The 19,191-nt window shown below is 29.5% G+C and carries 13 protein-coding genes and 1 riboswitch; of the genes, 10 read left to right on the plus strand and 3 right to left on the minus strand.

Translation table 11 applies throughout. The annotated features are described in order from the left end of the window. The first annotated feature begins 29 nt into the window (after positions 1 to 29). The 5 genes from DMR38_RS08030 to DMR38_RS08055 all read left to right on the plus strand — a co-directional run bounded on the left by DMR38_RS08030 (position 30) and on the right by DMR38_RS08055 (position 9,114). Entirely contained in the window at positions 30 to 2,963 is a 2,934-nt protein-coding gene (locus DMR38_RS08030; protein WP_127720789.1) for an insulinase family protein, read from the plus strand. Positions 2,964 to 2,987: 24 nt separating this feature from the next. Further along, positions 2,988 to 3,668, plus strand: a complete 681-nt coding sequence (locus DMR38_RS08035; RefSeq protein ID WP_127720790.1) for a M15 family metallopeptidase — start codon at positions 2,988 to 2,990, stop codon at positions 3,666 to 3,668. 538 nt (positions 3,669 to 4,206) lie between these two features. Then, on the plus strand, positions 4,207 to 5,619 hold the full coding sequence (locus DMR38_RS08045) for a peptidoglycan binding domain-containing protein (RefSeq protein WP_127720791.1): 1,413 nt from the start codon (positions 4,207 to 4,209) through the stop codon (positions 5,617 to 5,619). Positions 5,620 to 6,037: 418 nt separating this feature from the next. After that, entirely contained in the window at positions 6,038 to 8,215 is a 2,178-nt protein-coding gene (locus tag DMR38_RS08050) for an HD domain-containing phosphohydrolase (RefSeq protein WP_127720792.1), read from the plus strand. 53 nt (positions 8,216 to 8,268) lie between these two features. Further along, complete coding sequence (locus tag DMR38_RS08055; protein ID WP_127720793.1) at positions 8,269 to 9,114, plus strand: TylF/MycF/NovP-related O-methyltransferase; 846 nt, start codon at positions 8,269 to 8,271, stop codon at positions 9,112 to 9,114. Positions 9,115 to 9,175: 61 nt separating this feature from the next. On the opposite strand, the gene DMR38_RS08060 is transcribed toward DMR38_RS08055, so the two are convergent. After that, positions 9,176 to 10,405 carry an aminopeptidase gene (locus DMR38_RS08060; protein ID WP_127720794.1) on the minus strand — a complete coding sequence of 410 codons (1,230 nt, stop codon included), beginning with the start codon at positions 10,403 to 10,405 and terminating at the stop codon, positions 9,176 to 9,178. 19 nt (positions 10,406 to 10,424) lie between these two features. Further along, the gene (locus DMR38_RS08065) at positions 10,425 to 11,186 is read right to left on the minus strand and encodes a DeoR/GlpR family DNA-binding transcription regulator (RefSeq protein ID WP_127720795.1); all 762 of its coding nucleotides are present in this window, start codon (positions 11,184 to 11,186) and stop codon (positions 10,425 to 10,427) included. A gap of 307 nt (positions 11,187 to 11,493) precedes the next feature. On the opposite strand from DMR38_RS08065, the gene DMR38_RS08070 reads away from it, so the two are divergent. Further along, positions 11,494 to 12,912, plus strand: coding sequence for a sugar porter family MFS transporter (locus DMR38_RS08070; RefSeq protein ID WP_127720796.1), 1,419 nt, complete (start codon positions 11,494 to 11,496; stop codon positions 12,910 to 12,912). Positions 12,913 to 13,129: 217 nt separating this feature from the next. Continuing rightward, positions 13,130 to 13,705, plus strand: a complete 576-nt coding sequence (locus tag DMR38_RS08075) for a phosphatase PAP2 family protein (RefSeq protein ID WP_127720797.1) — start codon at positions 13,130 to 13,132, stop codon at positions 13,703 to 13,705. Between the two features lie 153 nt (positions 13,706 to 13,858). Here DMR38_RS08075 and DMR38_RS08085 read toward each other — a convergent pair whose 3' ends face one another. After that, the gene (locus DMR38_RS08085) at positions 13,859 to 15,838 is read right to left on the minus strand and encodes a transglycosylase domain-containing protein (protein WP_127720798.1); all 1,980 of its coding nucleotides are present in this window, start codon (positions 15,836 to 15,838) and stop codon (positions 13,859 to 13,861) included. Positions 15,839 to 15,996: 158 nt separating this feature from the next. On the opposite strand from DMR38_RS08085, the gene DMR38_RS08090 reads away from it, so the two are divergent. From DMR38_RS08090 to DMR38_RS08100, 3 genes are all read left to right on the plus strand, one after another. Beyond that, positions 15,997 to 16,611: a manganese efflux pump gene (locus DMR38_RS08090; protein WP_127720799.1), complete on the plus strand. Its 615-nt coding sequence runs from the start codon at positions 15,997 to 15,999 to the stop codon at positions 16,609 to 16,611. Between the two features lie 206 nt (positions 16,612 to 16,817). Next, positions 16,818 to 17,006, plus strand: a riboswitch (M-box (ykoK) riboswitch). Positions 17,007 to 17,237: 231 nt separating this feature from the next. After that, a complete protein-coding gene (locus DMR38_RS08095) occupies positions 17,238 to 17,885 on the plus strand; it encodes a PRC-barrel domain-containing protein (RefSeq protein WP_243124488.1) in 648 nt (215 codons plus the stop codon). Between the two features lie 14 nt (positions 17,886 to 17,899). After that, entirely contained in the window at positions 17,900 to 19,153 is a 1,254-nt protein-coding gene (locus DMR38_RS08100) for an Nramp family divalent metal transporter (RefSeq protein WP_127723967.1), read from the plus strand. Positions 19,154 to 19,191 lie beyond the last annotated feature (38 nt).

Consider the following 19,191-nt stretch of genomic DNA (forward strand, 5'->3'; position numbering starts at 1 on the left):
TAGGAAAATTAAAATTGGAGGGATTTTTAATGAGATTATTAAAAAATAAATTAATCTTTTTATTAACATTTGTATTTATATTTCAAAGTGTCGATTTAAGCTCGGTTTTTGCTGCAGCAGAAAATAATAATAATAATGGATTTAAACTAATAAAACAAACTTACATTAGTAGTTTGAAAACAACTGTAATGCAGTATGTCCATGTTAAAAGTGGTGCAAAATTAATATATTTAAAAAATGATGATCCAAACAAAACCTTTTGTATAAATTTTCGCACGCCGCCTTCTGATAATACTGGCGTAAATCACATAATTGAGCATTGCTTATTAGATGGGTCAAAAAAATATCCTGTAAATAATGCTGGACTTACAATGAATAATCAATCCTTATGTAAGGTTGAAAATGGACATACTGGTGAGGAGAGTACGCAATACTATGTAACAAGTTCCAATGATAAGGACTTCATGAACTTTACAGGATTACTTTTGGATTCAGTATTTTATCCAAATTTACTTACTAATCGCAATATATTTCTTCAGGAAGGGGGACATTATGAAATTAGTGCAGACAAGTCAAAAGCAAAATATACTGGCGTGGTATATAGCGAACAAATGTCTCGTGAAAATCCATCTGAAATGATGAACTATAAGTCTCCTGAATCTGTACTTCCTGATACTATATATAAATGGAATTCAGGTGGTAATCTAGGGGATATTCCTAATGTTACATATGAGAATGTAGTAAAGACTTATAAAAAATTCTATAAGCCATCAAATAGCTATATTTATCTTTATGGAAATTTAAATATTGATGAAACGCTTAAATATATAGATAATAATTACCTTAGCAAATTTGACAATGAACAAGTTGATAGCAAAATTAGTTTTCAAAAACCTTTTGTAAAAGGTGTAGACAAAACATATTACTATAATGCGAAGAGTAACACTGATAAAAATAGTACTTATTTTTCGGAGAATTATGTAATTGATAAAATTACAAATACGGAAGCAGTAAATTCTTTTTATGTATTATATGATATTCTTCAATCCAAACTTAATAAAGCTGCAAGCAATAATGGACTTAATGAGATAGATGTTATGCCTTGTCCATTTCTTCAGCCAGTTTTGACTATTGAATGTGATAATGCTTCTGAGGATCAAAAGGCAAAATTTCAAAAAATTATTGATGATACTTTAAAAGATATTGTAACAAATGGCATCTATAAGAAAGATATAAAAGCTTTAATTTCTTCTTATGAATCCCAAAAAAATAGTGAATCTTTAAATACAGCACATGGCATTCATTTAAATGATGAAATCATGCAGTCCTGGTTATTTGATGGTGATCCTACAATTTATCTTGATGCAGATAAATATGTAAATATTTTAAAGAAAGAGCTTAATGGAAGATATTTTGAAGATATGATTCAGAAGTACTTAATAAATAATACTCATAAATCTATAGTTACACTGAAAGCACAAAAAGCTGCTGTACAAGATAAAGAAAATATAGACACAAAGTCATTATCTAAAAGCCAAATTGATAAGATTATTCAAGATACAGAAGAATTAAAAGAGTGGCAGTCAGAGGTAAATTCAAAAGATGCGCTTTCAAAACTGCCTTTGCTTAGCAATTCGGATTTAAAATTAGACAAACCTGAAGTAAATACATCTACTTCAAAAGATGGAACTAAAATGTTATTTACACCGGTTAACACAAGTAATGGTTCTTATTACAATTTATATTTTGATACTTCCATGATACCGCAAAATAAAATTCCCTATATAAATCTATTGTGCTATATTCTTACAAATGGAAGCAGCGATAAATACAATCAGTTCAATTCTACAAATGGAACTGATGCCCCTACTTATGGCAATATAGAATTTTCTTCAGATGCATATGGAAGATTTGATTCCTCCACTGTATATTCTCCTAAAATAAAGGCTTATGCAGCTGTACCAAATGGTAACATAGATAGTTCATTGAAATTACTTAAGGAGATAATTAATAATACAAACTTCAATAATAAAGATAAAATAAAAGATTTTATAAATCAGGCGAAGATTTCATCAAAAGGTGAAGTTTATAAAAATCGTTTTTTGGGCTATCTTTCAGAAAAGGGTAAGTATAATGATAATTTAAAAGGATTTCCTTACTATGATTTTTTATGTGGTTTACAGGATAACTATGATTTAAAGTGGAATGAAATTCAAGCCAATCTTACAGATGTGTACAATATTGTATTCAATAAAAGCAATCTTATAGTTGGATTTGTTGGAACAGATGATTCATATGCAAGTTTTCAAAAAAGTTTTTCAGATTTTTTGAAGAATATTAAATATACAGATTCTAAACCTGTAAATTATAAATTTAATGATGCTAGTAAAAATGAAGCTATTCCTACTCTCAGTCCAAATATAAATGGAGTATATAAAGGCTGCAATATAAATAAACTTGGCTACAAATATAACGGCAGCATGAAAGTTCTTGGAGCTGTAATTAATGATTATTTAATTAATCAGGTTCGTACAAGCGGTGGATATGGAGCAGATTCAACTATAAATGAGGATGGTAATATTTATTTTAGTACTGCTAGAATGCCAGATATTAATAAATCCATGGAGATATTTAATACATTACCTTCTTATTTGAAAAACTTTAAAGCTGATAATGATGAAATGATGAGATATAAAATAGGTGCATTTAAAAAGCTAACTAATTCAGGATCACAGGTTTATTCTGCAATAAGCAGCCAGGAAGATACAATTAAAGGAAAAACCCAAAGCGATTATGAAATGGAATTGAGTGAAATTTTAAATACAACCCCTGAAGATATAAATAATATGTCTAATATGATTCAAGATGTTGTTAAACAAAATGTTTTCTTTGTTTTAGGAAATAAAGATAAAATAAATGCACAAAAGGATATGTTTAGTAGAATAATTCATTTAACAAAATAATTAAAAGTTGTGGAGGCATATAAATTGAAAAAGTTAGTTATAGTACCACTATTGTTGATAGCTGCAGTAATAATTTACTCAGTATGTAATTTAAGTCAAGCTAAAATTGCTCACGTATACTCAAATAATCAAAATTCAAATAAATTTTTAATTTTAGTAAATAAAAATCATCCTCTATCATCAATCTATATACCCGAGAATTTAACAATGCTTAATGTGGAATTTTTACCAAGTGCATCTCATGAAGAAAAGATGATGCAAGGTGAAGCAGCTGAGCAACTAGAAAATTTGTTCAAGTATGCTCATAAAAAGGATATGAATTTATATGGTGTATCGGCATATAGATCTTACAAATCACAAAAACAAGTATATGATGAGAGAGTTCGACGGGTAGGCAAAAAGCAAGCTGATGAATATGTAGCACATCCTGGTACAAGTGAACATCAAACAGGTCTTGCTATAGATGTTACAAATGAAGCTGGTTTCAAAGGCATGTTAACAGTAGATTTTGGACAAACAAAAGAGGGAAAGTGGTTAAAGGCTAATGCCTATAGATTCGGATTTATTATGAGATATCCAAAAGAAAAAGAAGCTATAACAGGTTATAATTATGAGTCCTGGCATATACGATATGTTGGAGTAAAGGCAGCAAAAAAAATGTATGATAGGAATATAGTTCTGGAGGAGTACTTAGGTGAAAAATAAACAGATTTCTTGGCATCAGATGGAGTTTTAACTCCACCTGATGCCAAGAAATCGTTATCCAGTGACGTAGATGCTCTTTACTCCTGGGAGTATTAGAGCAAGTAGTCATGGGATAAATTTGATATAATTGATGAATCTAGCAAATAATTATTTTAATCAGTAGATCATCAATAAAAATTGCATAATTTAATAAATAAATAGATTTGTAAACCTAAGCATAATGCTGTAAAATTACAGTGTTATGCTTAGGATGTTGCTTTTAAATAAGAGGTAGACACAAAAATTGGAATATTGTAAAATAAAGAAGAGAAGTTTTCCTGAGATGTGTTGTAGAAATGATTTTGAACTGAATAAATAGTTAATATCCGTTCTTTTAGTTTATTTATTTTTTCAGTTTTATCAAGTAATAATTGTTTTAATTATAAGTTATATTACACAAGATATAATGTAGCCTTTATGTATATAAGTTAATTAATATTAAAGACTATAAAGCCTTAATTTTTAAATTTTTATTGTAATTATAGAAGGGATGGGTATTATGGAAAATGATGCAGAAAAGGAAAATGAGAAGGAGGGACAAAGTAAACGCAATAAAATTATCAAAGGTACTATCATTTCTATTTGCATTTTACTTATTATATATTTTGGGATGGCAGTGTACTTCACAAAGCATTTTTATTTTGGATCTGAAATTAATGGTGTGAATGTTTCAGGTAAAACTGTGGAGCAATTAAATACGGAATTGACATCTCAGATAAAGTCATATAAGTTAAATTTAAAAGAGCGAGGTAGTAAAAGCGAACAAATTAGTGGATCTGACATTAAGTTAAAGTATAATTCAGATTATGAATTTAGAAAACTTAAGGATAAGCAAGGTAGTTATAAATGGATTATAGCATTATTAGATACAAATGATACTAAAATGACAGCTGCAGTTTCATATGATAAGCAGCTATTGGAAGATAAAATAAATAAACTCTCTTGTTTTGATAGTAAAAATGTAATTGAACCTAAAAATCCTAGTTTCAAATACTCAGATAAGGGTTATACTATTGCAAGTGAAGTATATGGAAGTAAAGTAGATAAAACTGCATTATATAAAAATGTAGTAAAGGCAATATCTAAAGGTGAAACTACTTTGGATTTGGAAGCAATGAATTGTTATGTAAATCCAAAGTATACTGTAAAATCAGTGAAAACTACCCAAATTAGGGATCTTCTTAATAAATATGTATCTTCTAAAATTATCTATACATTTGGAGATAAAAAAGAAACGATAGATGGTTCTAAGATAAATAATTGGCTTACAGTTAATGATAATTTTGAAGTTGAATTTGATAAAGATAAAATAAAAAATTATATGCTTGAGCTTTCAAAAACTTATGATACAATTGGTAAGACAAGAAGTTTTGTTACAACTTCAGGAAGAACAATAAGTGTTGGTGGAGGTGATTATGGCTGGGACATTGATTCCTCTAAGGAAACAGAAAACTTGATTGCCTATATTAAACAAGGTGGAACTGTAAAAAAAGAACCAGCATATAGTCAAACTGCGGCATCTCGTGGAGCTAACGATATAGGAAATACTTATGTTGAAGTAGATTTGAGCGATCAACATTTATGGTTTTATAAAAATGGTTCACTAGTAGTACAAGGAGATGTTGTTACAGGTAATGTAAGTCAGGGACATCCAACACCAGAAGGTGTTTATTGGGTGAAATATAAAGAAAGACATGCTACATTAAAAGGTGAAGGATACAGTTCACCAGTTGATTTTTGGATGCCATTTAATGGAGGTATTGGAATACACGATGCAAGTTGGAGAAGCTCATTTGGTGGAAACATATATATGTCAGATGGTTCACATGGTTGCGTAAATTCACCATATTATTTGGCAAGGACAATATTCCAGAACATTGATAAAGGTACTCCAGTTGTTTGTTATTATTAGTATGATACTATACGATTTTAGAAATATGTATGATTAGATAATAATCTATATAATTAACATAAGATAAATTAATTGAAAAGGTGATAATTAAAAAAGTTATCACCTTTTTTAATTTTTTGATATAATGTAGTTAAATAATTTTTGCTGTATTTTATCGAAATAGGCAGTATATAAGGATATATTACATTTATCCGATTGCTACCATTGCTAATACCCCTATATTCCATCAAGGTGGGGGATAAGCACTGTTACGCATCTGGATAAGTGATTCTAATGTTCAGCTGGAGAAAAGCCATCCTTATAAGCAAACTCCATCTGAACCTAAGAATTACTTTATATTAAAATATAAAGCCAATAATGTTTTAATATCAATAAATTGAGCGGAATTGTAGAATTATATTACAGATGGGGGTATAGTATGCTTGTATCAATAAGAAAAAAAATCTACTCAATTTTTAATAAAAATAATGAACTGTGGAAATACGAAAGTATAAGAATATGTTTAATATTTTTAGGGATTAGTTTACCTTGGGTTTACTTTTCTGATAGAATTGCAATTAAATTTGCTAGTGATGATAATATGTTTTTAGCTATAAATGTATATAAGGGATGTCTATATGTTGTTATAACTACATTTGTTTTATATTTATTAATAAGCAATCTTTTAAAAAAGGTTGATCTTGTGGAAAAAAAACTTAATGAAAGCTATAAAGAAATATCATTAGTTAATGAAGAACTTAAAACATATGTAAAAAAATTGATTGATTCCAAGAAAAAATTAAGACTTCAATGTGATGAAATCATTAAGAATGAAAAGAAATTAAGTAAAAGTGAAGAAAAAAACAAGGCTATTATTAAGGCATTACCCGATGCATTATTTGTCGTTAATGATAAAGGGTATTTGATAGATTGTATGTCAAGTGAAGAAAAATATGTGCTCATGCCCAAAAAAGGTTTTATAGGAAAGAATATTTTAGAAATTTTTCCTAAAGGTATGTCAGAAAAACTCTATGAAAAAATGCAGGTAGTGCTTAAAGAAGGAATATTGGATAGCTTTGAATATAAGGTGTGGATTCGTAATAAGGAATATTATTTTGAAATTAGAATAGTAAAAAATAATGAGAAAGAAATACTTGCCATATCGAGAAATGTTACTGATGAAAGACAAAACGAAATGGAATTGAAATTAAGTGAAGCCACTTTTAGAAACCTCTTTGAAAACTCATCGGATGCTATATTTATAATTTCAGATGACAATATAGTTGATTGTAATATAGCTATGGTTAAAGCATTAGGATATGATTCAAAAACATTTATACTAGGTAAGAATCCACTTGAGTTTTATCCTGAAAAACAGCCAAATGGAGAAATAACCAGAGAAAAAGTTATTAGAATGCGTAAAAGTACTATAGAAAATGGAAAATGTAAATTTGAATGGTGGTATAAAAAAGCCGATGGAAATGTATTACCAGTAGAGGTTATGTTAACGACTATTTTTCTTAATGGAAAGAAAGTTTTTCATTCACTATGGAGGGATATTAGAGATAGAAAGGAAATGCAACTTAAATTGGAATATTTGAGTTACCATGATCAATTAACAGGTTTGTATAATAGAAGATTTTTTGAAACAGAATTAAATAGACTAGATGTAGAAAAAAGTTTACCACTTACAATTGTTATGGGAGATGTAAATGGTTTAAAACTTGTGAATGATTCTCTTGGTCATATTATGGGAGACAAACTCCTTAAAAAGGTGGCAGAAGTCATAAAAAAGGGATGTCGAAAGGAGGACATTGCTGCTAGATGGGGAGGAGATGAATTTGTAATCTTATTACCTAAAACAGATGCTTTTCAAACAGAACAAGTTCTTAAACGTATTAAATCCATAGCAGCAAAAGAAAAGATAGGCGCCATTGATATATCTATTTCCTTTGGATACGAAACTAAGAAGAGTAGAAAAGTAAAAATTCAAGAAACTTTCAAAAAAGCTGAAGATTACATGTACAAAAGAAAGCTTTTTGAAGGGCCAAATATGATAGGGAAAACTATAAGTGCTATAATTACTGCACTTCATGAAAAAAATAAAAGAGAAGAAGAACATTCTCATAGAGTTTCACTATTATGCAAAGATATGGGTGAGGCTCTCGGTCTACTTGAACATGAAATTAGGGAATTAAAAACTGTTGGATTGCTTCATGACATAGGAAAAGTAGCTATAGAGGAAAATATACTCAATAAGCCTGGAAAACTTACAGAAGAAGAATGGCAGGAAATAAAAAGACATCCAGAAATAGGATATAGAATACTTAATACAGTAGATGATATGTCAGAAATGGCAGACTATGTATTGGCTCATCATGAGAGGTGGGATGGAAATGGATATCCAAAGGGTTTAAGGGAAAAAGAAATACCACTTCAATCGAGAATTATAGCTATAGCAGATTCTTATGATGCTATGACCAGTAAAAGAAGTTATCGAAGTGCTTTGTCAGAAGAAGTTGCTATAGGGGAACTAAAACTTAATGCAGGCACTCAGTTTGATCCAGAACTTATAGATGTATTTATTAACAAGGTATTAGATAAACTGCATTGTTAAAAGGGATAACACTAGTAATAAATTAAAAATGATTTGCAAAAGAAGGTATGGCAATGAAAAAGGTTGTAATTTGGGGTGTAGGACAAGGTGGACAAATGATGAGAAATCTTTTAAGTCCAGATATGAAAGTTGTGGCATATTGTGACAATAATAAGAAAATGCAAGGTACTAAGATTGACAGTATACCTGTTGTTAATGAGCAGCAGCTTTTGGGTATAGAACCAGACTATGTTTATGTAGCAATTTTAAACAAAGATGCCTGCAGGGAAGTAAAATTACAAATTGAAGCGTTAGGAATCAAATGCAATATTATTAGTATTACTGAATATCGTCAGCAGTTAGATATTCGTCTTGCAATCTTAAAGTTGATTGCTAGAGAAGTGGAGCGGGGAGATATTCGAGGAGATGTAGCAGAATTAGGAGTATATCAAGGAAAATTTGCAGCTGCAATAAACGCTTTATTTCCAAAGAGAAATATATATTTATTTGATACTTTTGAGGGATTTGACGGGCGTGATATAGAAATTGAAAAGAAAAATGAATTTTCCCGCAGTGAAATTGGAAAATTTAATGATACTAGTATTGATATGGTATCCAGTAGGCTTCCTTATAGAGAACAGGCTATATTTAAGAATGGATACTTCCCTGATACTGCATATGGAATAGACGTAAATTTTGCAGTGGTTAGTTTAGATGCAGATTTGTACCAGCCAATATATGAAGGATTAAAGTTTTTTTATCCCCGTATGAGTGTAGGAGGATATATGATTATACATGACTATAATAACACTCAATTTTCTGGAGTAAGGAAGGCAGTACAACAGTTTTGCAGGGAAGAAAATGTCTTTGTAGTTCCAATATGCGATTTACATGGAACTGCTGTAATAGTTAAACAGTAGATATACACAAACTTTATTGGGTATAGATTTGGTTTTTACACAAATCTATACCCATTCACATCTAATATGCAAAATTTCCATTTATAAATACGGGAATTTCTTTTCCGTCTTCTGTAACTCCGGTTATATCTAAATCCTCCGTTCCAACCATAAAGTCAACATGCTCTAGAGAAGAATTTATACCTGCATTTTTTAAATCTTCTTTACTCATATTTTCACTATCTTCTAAACAGGTAGGGTAACCTTCACCTATAGCTAAATGGCAGGATGCATTCTCATCAAAAAGTGTGTTGTAAAATAGTATATTGGAATTGGAAATAGGGGAATTAAAAGGTACTAATGCAACTTCGCCTAGGTAATGAGAACCTTCATCTGTTTCAATAAGATTTTTTAGTGTTTCATAACCTTTTTCACAGGTAAAGCTTATAATTTTGCCATCCTTAAAGGTTAAAGAGAAATTTTCTATAAGATTTCCATTGTAATTTAAAGGTTTTGAACTTACAACTTTTCCATTTACACCCCATTTTAGTGGAAAAGTGTACACTTCTTCTGTAGGCATATTTGCCATGAATTCTATTCCTTCAGGCGTAGAGGATGAACCACCAAGCCATATATGATCTTTTGAAAGTTCAATCTTTAAATCAGTACCTAGTGAATTTTTGTATATGAGATATTCAAATTTATTTTTATTGAGAAAATCCATACTTTTTTTAAGATTTGCTTTATGAATATCCCATGCCTTTATAGGATTTGGTTCATCTGCTCTTACAGTTTTAAATATAGTATTCCACAGTTTTTCAACTGCTTTTTCTTCTGAAAGGTCTTCAAAAACTTTTTTTGCCCAGGAATTAGTTGGAACTGATATAACACACCAGGAATTTTTATCTGTCATAATCCTCTCTCTATATTCAGAAAGTGCAATATTTTGGGCTTTGCTTGCTCGCATTAATCTTTTTGGATTTACATCTTTCATAAGTTCTGGATCTTGGGCATAAATACTTAAGAATGCAGCTCCGGATTTAGCATAGGATGTATATAATTCCTTTTTCCAATTTGGAAACTCATCAAAAATTTCGTCTTTTCCATTTAAATATTTAATTTTTGTTGAAAGCTCATCACTCCAATTTATTATTACATCTCGTGCACCTTGTTTGTAGGCAGCTTCAGAAATTAATCTGGTAAATTCAGCACATTCTATTGGTGAATTTATAACCAATATTTGATTGTCTTGTATATTAAGACCGGCATTTACAACTATTTTTGAATAATTTTCTAAGTAATTTTTATTCATGTCTATATCTCCTTTATCTTCATAATTGCTCTGAGACAATTAATTCTATAGAACTTTTTTCAATTAATTGGTTATACGCTTCAGGTGGAAATTTATCTGTTATTAAGTAATCTATATCATCTAAATCACAGTAAGTTACTAGAGAACAAATATCAAATTTTGAATAATCTGCAAGTATAAATACCTCGCTGCTTTTTTTTACTGCAATTTTTTTAATTTCACTTTCAAGTGGAGAAGAATTTGTAATCCCATTAGTTAAGGATATTCCTGTGGCATCCATAAAAGCTTTATTTATATTATAATTTTTAAGCAGGTTTAAAGAATCTATTCCTGAAAAAGAATTTGTTTCTCGATTTAATGTTCCTCCAGTTGAAATTATGTTCAAGTTAGTATATTTTAAGCAGTTTATGATAAAGCTTAGATTATTTGTTACTATAGTAAGGTTATTTTTATCCTTTAAAAAATCTCCCATATTTAAAGTTGTTGTACCTGAATCTATAAATATTATATCTCCATCTTTAACGAAACGTGAAGCAGCTTTTGCTATTAAACCGTTAGTGTAGGTATTTTTTATTTGATTTTCATTAAATGTTGATAACAGTTTAGAATTTGATGCAACACCCCCATATACTTTTTTTATGTTTCCTCTTTTAATTAGTTCCTGTATGTCTCTACGTATAGTGTTTTTGGATACATTAAAAACATCCGTTAAGGTATCTAAGGTTACAGTATTTTTATTTAACACATATTCCTCTATCTGGTTTATTCTCTTTGATTTCATAATACCATACCTTTCAAAAATCTAAATTTAATATGTTAATAGTAAAACATCATGCAGCATTAGTGAGTTTTACAGGGAATATATTCATATTCTAAATATAATTATATATAAAAATTATTAAAAGTAAATAATTGAGAAGATGTTATTTGTAAGTTAAGCAGAATAAACTTAGTTATGAATAAATAAAAAGGATATTATGGTAAAATATTGACTAAGTTATAAGAAAAGTGATAACATTTAATCAAAAGATACTCAATATATAATAAATAAATAACCATCACAAAAATGATAGGAGAGATGATTTAAAATGGTAGAAGCTTCTAACATACAAAAATCAAGGCTTTTGAAAAAAATATCTATTATATCAACATTCGGAGGACTTTTATTTGGATATGATACAGGAGTTATAAATGGCTCACTTACTTTTATGTCAAGAAAAGATCAATTGAATTTAACAGCTGTTACTCAAGGTGCTGTTACAAGTTCTCTAACTTTAGGAGCAGCTTTAGGGGCAGTCTTTACAGGACGTTTATCTGACAAATATGGAAGAAGAAAGCTGCTTAGAACACTTGCGGTAATTTTTTTCTTTGCAACTTTAGGCTGTGCACTTTCACCAACTGCATCAGTTATTATTATTTGTAGATTTATATTAGGATTAGCAGTAGGTGGAGCATCAGCTATTGTACCAACATTTTTATCAGAAATGGCACCTTCAAGCATTAGAGGAAGTATTGTTTCACAAGATCAATTTATGATTGTATTAGGACAACTGCTAGCTTACATATTTAATGCTATTTTAGGAAGTATTTCTGGGAATCCTGGAATATGGAGATATATGATAGCAATAGCTACTATTCCAGCAGTTATCTTATGGTTTGGAATGTTACTAGTTCCAGAAACACCAAGATGGCTTGCTGCAAAAGGAAAAACTGATAAAGCACTTGAAGTTTTAAAAACAATCCGTGATGAAGTGGAAGCACAAAAAGAACTTAAAGTAATACAGAGTAACATAAATAAAGAGGAAAATTTGAAACGAGCAACTTTTAAGGATATAAGTACTCCATGGATTCGCCGTCTTGTACTAATTGGCATTGGTATAGGTATAGCACAGCAGATTGCTGGAGTAAATATAGTTATGTATTATGGCACAACGATTTTAGAGAAGGCTGGATTTGGAGTTAAAGCAGCTTTAATTGCTAATATAGGAAATGGAATGGTGTCTGTTACTTCGGCATTGGTTTACATGAAATTTTTAGCAAATAGGTTTAATCGCAGGACTATGTTATTATTAGGATATGCTGCTACTACTTTATCAATGGCTGCGTTGTCTATAGTTACGTTTAAGTTAACAGGATCAGCATTACTTCCATTCTTAGTTATTGCTTTAACTATGATTTTTTTGGCTTTCTTTCAAGGAACTATTGGCCCTGTAACCTGGTTAGAAATGTCTGAAATTTTCCCACTAAGAGTAAGAGGCTTAGGTATGGGAATTGCAACATTCTTTTTATGGATAGGTACATTTTGTGTTGGGTTTATGTATCCTATATTATTGAAGACAGCCGGATTAACTTGTTCATTTATTGTATTTGTAATATTTGGTGTTATTGACATATTGTTTACTTATAAATTTGTACCAGAAACACGTAATAAATCTTTGGAAGAATTAGAAGAATCCTTTAGAAACTATAATATGAAAAATTGTAAGGAGACATATGTACAAAGTTAGTGCATTATACGAGAATAAATTTTATTATTTAAATTATTTTTAAGCTGTATTCCCATATTTGATGGGGGTGCAGCTTTATTATGTCTTAAATATATAAAAATGTGCTAATATCTTTTAACTTAAATATAAGGACTTTTTAACCTAATTTTAATCTACTAAGTGGATAATATATAAGAGAATAAAAATTATTAAATTTTAATTACGAGGAGGAGAAAATATGCGTTTAAATATTTTAAGAAAAATAGATATGTTTGATAATTATATTTTACTTTCTATTAAGAAGTATGTACAAAATAAATATTTAGATATGTTGATGCCTATAGTGACAGATATGGGTAACCTGGGTATTGTTTGGATTATTATAGCTATTATTTTAATATTAGATAAACCGTATAGGATGATTGGAAGTGTAGTGATATTAACATTAATTGTGAGTACAATTGCTGGAGAGGGAATAGTGAAACATATAGTGAGACGAACTAGGCCATGTAATCAGCAAAATAGTTTGAATATGTTGATTTCAAAGCCCATATCTTATTCTTTCCCTTCAGGACATACTTTGTCTTCCTTTGCTGCTGCAGAAGTGCTGTCCATGTATTTTACTGAGTATAAGTTGATATTTATAGGAATAGCATTTTTAATAGCTTTATCCAGAATGTATTTGTATGTTCATTATCCAACAGATGTTATAGCAGGAGTTATACTTGGTATATTATGCTCAAAATTAATTTTTATAATTTTGCAGGAAGGATTTATGGAAAAGGTTGCTATGTTTTATCAAAATATATTATGAAAAATTGTTTTTAATGATTACTAATTATTTTCTCCTTTTTTTTGCTTTAATAAAAAAGTATATTGCAACAATTAAAATAGTAGCATAGGTTAAAATTTGACCAAAAAATCTCTTGCTCATTTATATTATATTTGTGATATATCGTTATTTTATTTAAGGTGTATAAAAATCCTTATCTTGTAATCCTGAATGTACCTGCTGCATATAATTATGCCAAATTTGTCCTGGGTATGTTCCACCATATAAGTTATCAACATACCTTGGTATATCATATCCAACCCATACTACTGTAGTATAGTAGGCAGAATATCCGCATAACCAGCCATCCTTTTGGTTACTTGTTGTACCAGTCTTAGCAGCACTGGTAATTCCATCAAGCTTTACATTATATGCAGTACCCCAGGTATTTTCTAAAGTGCCTTTTAAAATATCTGACATTAAATAACTTGCATTATAAGTAAATATTCTTCTCTTTCCTAAGTTATTTTCATAAATAGTTTGTCCCTGGCTATTTACAATACTACGTATGCATGTAGGAGCAATAAATTCGCCTCCCCTTGTAAGTGTCGAATAAGCAGATGCCATTTCTATGGGAGTTACTCCATAAGTTAAACCGCCTAATGCAGCAGATAGAGTGTAATCTTTTTTTACAATTTTATTGAAATTCATATCTCTTACGAAGGATAATCCATAAGTAGGTGTTATATCATTAAATACTTGGTATGCCACACTATTTAATGACATTTGCACAGCTGTTCTTATAGATATATCTCCCATATAAACATCACCATCATTATGAGGACCTCCATTTGTATAATGGTCATTTATAATACTTGTGTCATCATATCCTTTTTCAAAGGCAGGAGTATAAACTGCTAAGGGTTTAAAAGATGAACCAGGCTGTCTAAAGCATTGAAATGCCCTATTCAAATAATCTTTTTCGGGACTTGTTCTACCACCTACTATTGCTATAACATATCCAGTTTTATTATCTATTGAAACGGATGAACCCTGCAGAGAATATATTCCTTTATTTTGTTCTGTAAAATCTAGCAGCCCAGTATCTAAGGAATCCTGTAAAAGTTTTTGTTTATCCATATCTATAGAAGTATAAATTTTATATCCATTAGTGCGGATGTCATTTATACATTCGTTATATACATTAGAATAATTTTTATCATAACTAGCTATATCCTGCTGTGTATCGAATGTATTTCTAAATTGGAATCCATTTAGCTTCATAAGCACCCTTGCAGCACAATTAAGAGCATAGGATTCAACCCATACATTTCCATCATATTTTTCTGGATTTAATACAATTTTATAGTTAACTGCTGTAGTGTACTGATAATCTGTAATATAATCATTTTGTCTCATTGATAATAGAATAAGATCTCTACGTTTTAATGTATTGTTTATATTCCTTATAGGGTTATAGTAAGTAGGATTATTAGGTATTGCAGCTAAAAAACATATTTGTGATAAATTAAGTTCATTACAACTTTTGTTAAAATATCTTCTTGAAGCCGCCTCAATGCCATAAGCATTATTAGCAAAATTAATATTATTAATATAAAATTCTAGAATTTGTTGTTTAGTATATTTTTGATCTAATTTTATGGCAATTATTATTTCTTCTAATTTTCTTTTATAAGTTTTGTCAAAATTTAAAAACACAGTCCTAGCTAGCTGCTGTGTAATTGTACTTCCACCCTGTGTAATTTTTCCCTTGTTTTTTATAATAGAATATAAAACTCTAAGATTTGCTTTTATACTAAGAGCACCATGATTAAAATAATCTTTATCCTCTATAGATATAAAGGCATTTTTTGCAGCTTGAGGTATATAGAAAGATGTTAAATATAGAGAATTTTTCGAACCATATAGTCTATTTATTACAGTGTTCTTTGAATCATACAAATAAGTTGTTTGATTCCCATGAAAAGTGTTGTATGATATAGAATTTATTTTAGCTGACGCATCATTATAGAGTGATACTGCTATAGATAAATACTTAATACAAAAGAGTAATATAACTATTAGAAATACAAAAAAAACCTTGAGCAGTATATGTTTTTTTACTTTATGAATTTTTTTGCTTTTTTGCTTTTTTGGCAATTGAGTCACTTCCATTTTTAATTGTGTACTTATAATATCCCCAGTAAATTTTTTATATATACTTTAGTTTGGAACTGCAATGTATTTAAAACATCTTCTTTTTTGAACTCCTAAGCACACTAAAAATTTAAAGTCATATACTAAAAAGAAAAGAATAAAAAAGGGGACTATGCATGACATTAATTTTATCTGCATTATTGTTTAGTTTATCCTCTAATCTAGATAATGTAGTTGTAGGTATTGCTTATGGAATAAAGAAAATAAGGATAGGAGTAGTTCCTAACCTTGCAATAGCAGTTATAACTTGTACAGGAACATTTCTATCAATGTCACTTGGGGTATATATATCAAAATTTTTACCTCACTCTATAGCAAATGCATTAGGTTCTATAGCCATTGCTATATTGGGAGTATATTTTATAATTCAAAGCATAATAAAACTTATAAATAATAAAAAATCAAGTGAACTTGCTTTAAAAGATATTACTGATATGATTGAATACGCCGAAAAGTCAGATTTGGACAACTCTGGGGATATAAACATAAAAGAAGCTCTTCTTGTAGCATTTGGGTTAACCTTTAATAACTTAGGTACCGGCATAGCAGCTAGTATAACAGGAGTTAATATTAAATTTACAGTCATATTTACATTTATATTGAGTATTCTTACAATTATAATTGGTGAAGCTGTAGGCAATCACGTATTGGGTAAATTATTTGGTAAATATGCACCATTAATTTCAGGCATATTGTTAATAATACTTGGTATAATTGAATTCTTTAATTGATATTTTTTAGTTATTTTGCCAATTATTATATAAACAGAGTTCTTGACACAAAATTAGAATAATTAGGTACTGCCTTAAAATACATTTTGAGGCAGTATATTTTCTAAGTAACATATTTTTAACATTTGATTTCTTAAAAAATATTTACAACTAAGGAATATATGTATATAATAAGAAACGTATTATTACTAATTAAAAGTATAATTTAATAACATTGTTAGGTGAGATTACTGTATAAGACATACGCTACTGCCCAGAAATGTCGAGAGACACCAATGGGTGAGCAGGTACTACCGGATTAAGGTTTTACTTAATGTAGCTGACAACATTCATAAAAATATGAATGCTTATGATCTAAGCTTTACAGAGTCAAAGCTCAACGAGTGAAGATGTACTATTTTTTGTCTTGGAATTTATTAAGAATCCAATCTCTTCATTTTGTTGTGAAGAGATTTTTTTATTGTATAAATTACCAAGCTAAGGAGAGTGATGAATTTAATGGACGGTGACCCGTGTCATAAATGTAATGATATAAAATTTAGAGATTTATTGGTAAAAATATTATAGGGATGTACTTGCATTAAAAACTTTGCATTGTGCATCCTGGAAGCAAAGGAGTGTATACAATGCAATTTACAAGTGTTTATTTAAGCAGAATATTGGGTAATAAAATTTATACTAATAGTAAAGAAGTAATAGGAACTTTAAAGGATGTAGCTGTTGATGTGAATTTTCAAAATCCTAAAGTTACTATAGCTGTTGTTAAGACAAAAGAAGGAGTAAAATTTATTTATTTTGATAATATCAGTGTTTCTAAGGAAAAAGGACAGTATGTTTTAATGTGTAGTGAAGTTCAAGATAAAGATTTAGGTGACTATATGTTACTGAAAAAGTATGTTTTGGACAAACAGATTGTTGATGTTAACGGAAGAAAGGTAGTTAGAGCTAACGATGTTAGATTAGTTATAGTACCATCAGGTATGTTCATTGCAGCAGTAGATATTGGCATGGATGGGCTATTAAGAAGAATTGGAATTGCTAAACCATTAAAGAGATTAGGATTTAAAATATCAAGTAAACTAATGTTATGGGATGATATTCAAACAGCTTTTACCTCAAAAGATATTTTACTTTCTAAAAGTTATAATAAACTATCCACACTTCATCCTTCAGAACTTGCAGATGTAATTGATGAACAAATGAATATCATAGGGATTGTTAATATGAATGATATTTTCCATGAAATTACCAAATCCAATAAAATGTATAGATAATGGGGATGCTAATGATGAATGCAAAAAGAAAAACATGGATGACAAATTTATTAATATTTTTAAGTGTTTTAGGTCCTGGAATTATAACAGGTAGTGTAGATAATGATGCAGGTGGTATTACAACATATTCTGTAGCAGGTGCTACTTATGGTTACAAATTACTTTGGTCATTAATCCCATGCTTTATTGTACTTCTTGTAGTACAGGAAATGAATGCTAGAATGGGTATAGTTACAGGTAAAGGGCTAGCAGATTTGATTAGAGAAAATTTTGGCGTTAAGGTAATTTTCTTTATGTTTATTGGACTAGTAATTGCAGATATAGGAAATACAGCTACGGAGTTCGCAGGTATTGCAGGTAGTATGCAGATTTTTGGAGTAAGTAAATATATATCGGTACCACTAGCTGCTATTGCAGTATGGATTTTGGTAGTAAAAGGTACATATAAGACTACTGAAAAGTTATTTTTAGTTTTTAGCATATTTTTATTATCCTATGTTGGCTCTGCATTTTTTGCTAAACCAGACTGGAATGAAATAGGACATGCGTTAATTCATCCTGTTATTGAAACTAATTATGACTATATAAGTACAGTTATTGGCATGGTGGGAACTACTATTGCACCCTGGATGCAGTTTTATATGCAGTCAGCAGTTATAGAAAAAGGACTTAAGATGGAAGAATTTAAATACGAATTTTGGGATGTTGTTGTTGGAAGTGTTATTACAGTAGTAGTTGCTTTCTTTATAATCGTAGCTTGTGGGGCAACACTTTATAAAAGTGGAATCCAAATAAATGAGGCTAAAGATGCTGCATTAGCATTAAAGCCACTTGCTGGAGCTTTTGCTTCTCAAATTTTTGCTTTTGGATTATTTATAGCTTCTACTTTTTCGGCTACAATACTACCTTTGGCTACAGCATTTTATATTTGTGAAGCTTTTGGTTTTGAGGCTGGTATAAATAAAGAATTAAAAGAAGCACCACAATTTTTTACACTATTTACTATAATAATTATTATTGGAATTAGCATTATATTGATTCCAGGAGCACCTTTAATTCAGATAACATTATGGTCACAGGTTATAAATGGTGTGTTACTTCCTGTAGTTCTAATTTGCATGATGCTTATGGTAAATAATAAAGATATTATGGGTGAATATGTAAATGGTAGAACTAAAAATGTAATAGGATGGGTAACTATTATAGTTCTAATTATATTAACAGTTATTTTAACTTTTGAACCTATCATAACTATTTTAAAAAAATAAGAAATTTTTAATAAAGACTTCTACATTTCATTAAAGAA

The sequence above is a fragment of the Clostridium sp. AWRP genome, assembly GCF_004006395.2.
Lineage (GTDB): Bacteria > Bacillota > Clostridia > Clostridiales > Clostridiaceae > Clostridium_B.